The organism is Alkalibaculum sporogenes (assembly GCF_009362815.1).
GTDB classification, from domain to species: domain Bacteria; phylum Bacillota; class Clostridia; order Eubacteriales; family Alkalibacteraceae; genus Alkalibaculum_A; species Alkalibaculum_A sporogenes.
The window spans coordinates 21,516-27,515 of record NZ_WHNX01000031.1; the positions used below are offsets into that span (position 1 = coordinate 21,516).

The 6,000-nt window shown below is 31.4% G+C and carries 6 protein-coding genes; 4 read left to right on the forward strand and 2 right to left on the reverse strand.

Going from position 1 to position 6,000, the window contains the following annotated elements:
* Window positions 1-74 precede the first annotated feature (74 nt).
* Together GC105_RS14085 and GC105_RS14090 are read right to left on the reverse strand one after the other, a co-directional pair.
* Window positions 75-1,283 carry an aspartate kinase gene (locus tag GC105_RS14085; RefSeq protein ID WP_152806086.1) on the reverse strand — a complete coding sequence of 403 codons (1,209 nt, stop codon included), beginning with the start codon at window positions 1,281-1,283 and terminating at the stop codon, window positions 75-77.
* 14 nt (window positions 1,284-1,297) lie between these two features.
* Complete coding sequence (locus tag GC105_RS14090; RefSeq protein WP_152806089.1) at window positions 1,298-2,530, reverse strand: homoserine dehydrogenase; 1,233 nt, start codon at window positions 2,528-2,530, stop codon at window positions 1,298-1,300.
* A 117-nt stretch (window positions 2,531-2,647) separates the two neighbouring features.
* On the opposite strand from GC105_RS14090, the gene thrC reads away from it, so the two are divergent.
* The 4 genes from thrC to GC105_RS14110 are packed head-to-tail and all read left to right on the forward strand — an operon-like array spanning window position 2,648 to window position 5,737.
* Window positions 2,648-4,120, forward strand: coding sequence for a threonine synthase (gene thrC / locus GC105_RS14095; RefSeq protein ID WP_152806093.1), 1,473 nt, complete (start codon window positions 2,648-2,650; stop codon window positions 4,118-4,120).
* A gap of 3 nt (window positions 4,121-4,123) precedes the next feature.
* The gene (gene thrB / locus GC105_RS14100; RefSeq protein WP_152806096.1) at window positions 4,124-5,011 is read left to right on the forward strand and encodes a homoserine kinase; all 888 of its coding nucleotides are present in this window, start codon (window positions 4,124-4,126) and stop codon (window positions 5,009-5,011) included.
* Between the two features lie 11 nt (window positions 5,012-5,022).
* Window positions 5,023-5,457, forward strand: coding sequence for an ACT domain-containing protein (locus GC105_RS14105; RefSeq protein ID WP_152806099.1), 435 nt, complete (start codon window positions 5,023-5,025; stop codon window positions 5,455-5,457).
* A 55-nt stretch (window positions 5,458-5,512) separates the two neighbouring features.
* The gene (locus GC105_RS14110; RefSeq protein ID WP_152806102.1) at window positions 5,513-5,737 is read left to right on the forward strand and encodes a YgaP family membrane protein; all 225 of its coding nucleotides are present in this window, start codon (window positions 5,513-5,515) and stop codon (window positions 5,735-5,737) included.
* The last annotated feature ends 263 nt before the right edge of the window (window positions 5,738-6,000 follow it).

Sequence of the window (6,000 nt, forward strand, 5' to 3'; positions counted from 1 at the left end):
ACCTTTAGTAAAGTTATTTCATAAGTTGACCTTATCCAAGTTTATAATTATAATCTAGACTAATTTATTAAAAACTACATATCAAACTTTTTATGCATATACTTCATTGCTTCTTTTCCTTTTTCTTTGTCAATAATACAAGAGATTTTAATTTCCGAAGTACTAATCATTTGAATATTAATTTCCATCTCGTATAATGCTTCGAAAAATTTGGATGCCACTTCAGCATTTGCAACTACTCCAGTTCCAACTACAGATAGTTTCGCTACTCCCTTATCGTATTCCACTTTTTGAGCATCTACTTCAAAAGCAAATTCTTGTGCAATATTTACTGCATTTTGAAGTTCATCCATTGCTACGGTAAATGTCATATCATTTACTGCACTTCTAGTAACATTTTGGACAATCATATCTACATGAATATCTGCACCAGCTAAAGAACTAAACAATTTAAATGCTATTCCTGGTTTATCTGGTACTTCTAGAACAGATATCTTTGCGATATTCTCGTCTAATGATATTCCTCTAATCAACACTTTTTCCATATCTATATCCTCCTCAATAATTGTTCCACTATTTTCATTAAAACTAGATCTAACTTCAAGGTGTACATTGTAGTTACCAGCCAATTCTACAGCTCTTGGATGCAAGATTTGTGCACCTAAACTTGCTAACTCCAATATCTCATCATAAGATATTGCAGGAATCAGTTTTGCATCAGGCACAATCCTAGGATCTGCTGTATATACACCATCTACATCGGTAAATATTTGACATTTTTCAGCTTTTAATGCCGCTGCCAATGCTACAGCGCTAGTATCTGAACCACCTCTACCTAATGTAGTAATATCTTGTTCACTATTTATGCCTTGAAATCCTGCTATAATAATTATTTTCCCTTGATTTAATTCATATGATATACGAGTTGTGTTTATATTATCAATTCTTGCTTTACTATGCCGATTAGAAGTCATAATCCCACATTGAGACCCTGTGAGAGATATAACATCATGCCCCAGTTCCTGTATAGCTATAGCAAGCATTGCAATAGATACTTGTTCACCAGTTGATAACAACATATCCATTTCTCTTTCAGTAGGCTTACTGCTTATAGTATAAGCCATTTTTACTAAGTCATCAGTAGTATCACCCATAGCAGAAACTACTACCACAACTTTTTTACCTAACTCCTTAGTATTGACGACTCGCTTAGCAACATTTTTAATTCTCTCAATGTTACCAACACTGGTACCACCGTATTTTTGTACTATTAACCCACTCATTTGTTTCCCCCATGTTATGAATAAATTCTAGCATAAAAAGAATTAACACCTATAGCATTAATTTTATCTACAAGTTTATTGAATATATTCGCCTTAATTTCTTCTGTAAGTACGTATATTTTACTACTATTGAAGGTTATCTTCTTTTTCTTAGAGAACTCATCGACTAAATCTATTACTTTAGTAAATTGATCATGATCATTTGTATCAACTCTTAAATAATACTTGCCTTCAAATGCAATATTTCCTCCGTTTTCTAACTGTTGTTCTAAAGTAATTTCTTGCTTCTTAAAATCATTATTAATAATATAAAGCAAGTCACCAACTACTGCATTAGCTGTTGCGTTCTTACCAGCCCCTTTTCCATAAAACTGTAGCTCCCCAATAATATTGCCATTTAGTGACACAATATTGAATTCTTCATTGACATTACTCATAATATTCTTATTAGTCAACAATACTGGCTCTACAGTTGCATAGTATTTGTTACCCTCTAATTTTGAGTGAGCAAGATATTTTAAAACATAACCTAAATCATTAAACATATCTATATCCGCTTCACTTATTTCTTTTATACCCCTCTTATAGATATTTTCATCTTTTATATGACTGCCAAAGGCCATAGAAGATAGGATTGATAATTTTCTAGAAACATCTGATCCATCAATATCAGCTGTTGGATCTGCTTCAGCAAAACCCATATCTTGAGCTTTTTTTAATGTATCTGCAAAATTCCAACCTTCATCAGTCATCTTACTTAAAATAAAGTTAGTAGTACCATTAAGGATTCCTTTTATCTCATCTATTTGATTAATGCGCAGTGTCTGTATTAATGAAGTTATAATAGGTATACCACCTCCTACACTTGCTTCATATAGAAAACTTACATTATTTTGTTTAGCTGTTTTATATAAAATATCCATATATTCAGATACTACTGCTTTATTAGCAGTAATCACGTGCTTACCGTTATTCATAGCTTGAATCATACAGCTATATTCTAACTCAATACCGCCCATTACACATATGACAACCTGTATCTCGTCATCATTTACAATTTCTTCAAAATTTGTTACTAACAATTTATCTGGTATATTAATATTACGTATCTTGTTAATATCTCTTACCATTACTTTGGTTATTATTGCCTCTTCCTTGGAAGTTGCGAAATAATGCCCTTTTTGATGGTTAATTATCTCATAAACACCTGATCCTACTGTACCTAGTCCTAATAAACCAATTTTCAAGTTTACACCACCTAAATAATTTTGTTTTTATACTGAAAACACTTGTTTTTATTCTGAAAACATTCTATCATATAATAAAGCATATGACAATATTATTTTATGGAGGTTATTATATTAATGAATATATCATTTCAAAGTACTAGGTCAAACCAAAAGGTTTCCTCTTCTCTTGCAATCCTAAAAGGAATATCAGATGAAGGTGGTTTATTTGTCCCTGATTCATTCCCTAGTGTTAATGTCAGTAACTTAGAGAATTTAAATTATCAAGAAATCTGTTTTTCTATTCTTTCAAAGTTTTTAACAGAGTTTGAAGAGGATAGTTTAAAAGAAATTATAAATAAATCCTATGAAAAATTCTCAGTAAAAGAAGTAGCACCAGTTGTAAATATAGGTAATAATTATATATTAGAACTATTTCATGGTCCCACTTTAGCTTTCAAAGATGTTGCACTAAGTATTCTGCCACATCTCATTATTAAATCAGCTAAAATTCAACAAATTGAGGATGAAATTGTTATATTAACGGCAACTTCTGGTGACACTGGGAAAGCTGCTCTAGAAGGATTTTCTAATATTGAAAATACAAAAATATTTGTTTTCTATCCATCTGATGGAGTGAGTGAGATTCAAAAAAAACAAATGACCACTCAAGAAGGAAATAATGTATTTGTATATGGTATACAAGGAAATTTCGATGATGCTCAAAATGGCGTTAAGAATATCTTTAACGACAACAGCTTTAAAAAAGAACTTCAAGAGAAAAATATTATTTTATCCTCAGCAAATTCAATTAATATAGGAAGACTATTACCACAAATAGTCTATTACTTTAGCTCTTATATAGAATTAGTAAACAAGGGTAGTATAGCTATGAATGATGAAGTTAATTTTACAGTTCCCACTGGAAATTTCGGTAATATCTTAGCAGGTTACTACGCAAAAGAAATGGGATTACCTATAAATAAGTTGATTTGTGCTTCAAATTCCAATAATGTACTATATGATTTCTTTAAAACAGGCTCATACGATAAAAATCGTGAATTTATTAAAACTATGTCTCCTTCTATGGACATACTCATATCTAGTAATTTTGAACGCCTTTTATTTCATATGAGTGGTAATAATACTGATCTTATTAATCAGTGGATGAACAAACTGAATGCCCAAGGTAGTTATACTATACCTGATTCAGTGAAAAATTCAATTGACAAACTTTTCTTTGGTAGTTTTTGTAATGAGGAGGATACCAAAAATATCATAAGTGAAGTTTACAAAGAGTATAATTATGTTTTAGATACACACACTGCTGTTGCTTACAAAGCTTACCAAGACTACCTAAGCGAAACTAATGACACTACCACTAATGTCATACTTTCTACTGCTAGTCCTTTTAAATTTACTAAATCTGTGTATGAGTCAATTTTTGGAATACAGAATCAAGAAGAATATAGCTTAATAAACGAACTTTCTAATAAAGCAAGTTTAACAGTACCTAAACCAATTAAAAATCTAAAAAACTCGACGGTTCTTCACAAAGATATCATTCCTTCAAATGCAATGAAGGAAATTATTGAAAAGATATTATTATAAACTATGTATAAAATAAGTGTTCCTGCTACTACTGCTAACATAGGGCCTGGATTTGACTCATTCGGATTAGCGCTAAAAATGTACAATCACTTTACTATTTGTTCAAGCCAAAAATTAGATTTTGAAAATTGCAAAATAAAAAAATGGGAAGACAACTTAGTATACACATCCGCTATGAAGGTCTTCGAAACTTATTATGATAGTAAAAATCATCCAAAAGGTATGTATATAAAATTTGATACTACCATTCCCTTCAGCAGAGGGCTTGGTAGTAGCGCTACATGTATCGTTGCTGGTGTGGTAGGAGCAAACTTACTCCTTGGACAACCCTATAGCGACGATGACTTATTTAAAATGGCTGTTGATATTGAAGGTCATCCTGATAATATTGCCCCCGCTTTTTTTGGCGGATTGAACATTACAAGCAAACAAAATAACGCAGTTTTAAGAAAAAAAGTAGAAGTATCAAGTACGTATAGTTTTTATCTAATTATTCCGAGTTTTAGATTATCTACAAATAATTCTCGTTTTGTTCTTCCTGATAATATAAGCTTACAAGACGCTACTACGAATATTTCTAATGCAACACTACTTATTTTATCTTTGATTGATGGTGATAGTAAAATGCTTAAATCAATTTCTGCAGATACTTTACATGAACCATACAGAAAAGTCTTAATTCCAGGTTATGATGAAATCAAAAAAAATGCTCTTAAGCACGGAGCTCTTGGTTGCTTTCTAAGTGGAGCTGGTCCAAGTATATTTTGTATTGTTGAAGATCGTAATCGTTTTGTTGAAGGAATGCTGCCCTCAATAAAGCAACTGGATAACAATTGGACATTAAAACACCTAGGAGTAGATTATGAAGGTGTAACCTATACGAATATATAAGGTGGTGTAATATGCTAACAAAGTATTTGATAGTCAGTAAGGAAATACTACCTGATTACTATGACAAAGTAATTGAAGCTCGAAACCTTATTGACAGTAGAAAAGTCAAAGGAGTTAGTGAAGCTGTAAAAAAAGTTGGAATAAGCAGAAGTACTTTTTATAAGTATAAAGATTATATATTTGTACCATCTAGTGATTTAGGAAGAAAAGCAACATTTTCCTTTGTACTTGAGCATCACAAAGGAATTTTATCTAATATACTAAATATTATAGCTGATAAAAACGGAAATATTTTGACTATAAATCAAGATATCCCAATTAATAGCAATGCTATTGTGACAATCACCTTAGATGTGCTAGAAATGTCCATATCTATTGATCAAATGATTATGGATTTATCTCAAATAAATGGAGTAGCATCGGCAAAGCTAATTGCAATAGAATAATATCTTTCTTTCTAGACATAATAATCATTAAATTAATTAATAGTGGAGGGGTATTATGGTTAGTAAAAATATGGGATTAATTGATTCTTATGCAAGTATTACATGTGGTTTAACAATATTTGGAATGGGGATAACAAGGAAATCAAAATTTTTGATCTCTCTAGGAGCTATGAAAACTGCAGAGGGTATTACTGGATTTTGTCCATTATATTACATTTTAGGAATGTCTACTAAAAAAAGTCATAATATTATAGGAGTATTACGTCAAATAACAAAGTAGTCTTCAGACGCTCCTATTATAAAATTAAAAGTCGAATAATCCGACTTTTAATTTTGTTATATATCCTTATTGTAAAGAGAAGCGGGAGTCTTAGTGCCTGTTAATACGGGATACAGTGAAACTTTACTCAGTAGGGGCTCTTCATACCCTACTGAGTATTAGTTGAGCCAATCGGGCTTTTACAGGCACTTAACTCTCGCTTATCGTTCTTAACTGTCTTGAAATCTTGAAGCGGGAGTCTTAGTGCCTGTTAATGCGGGATA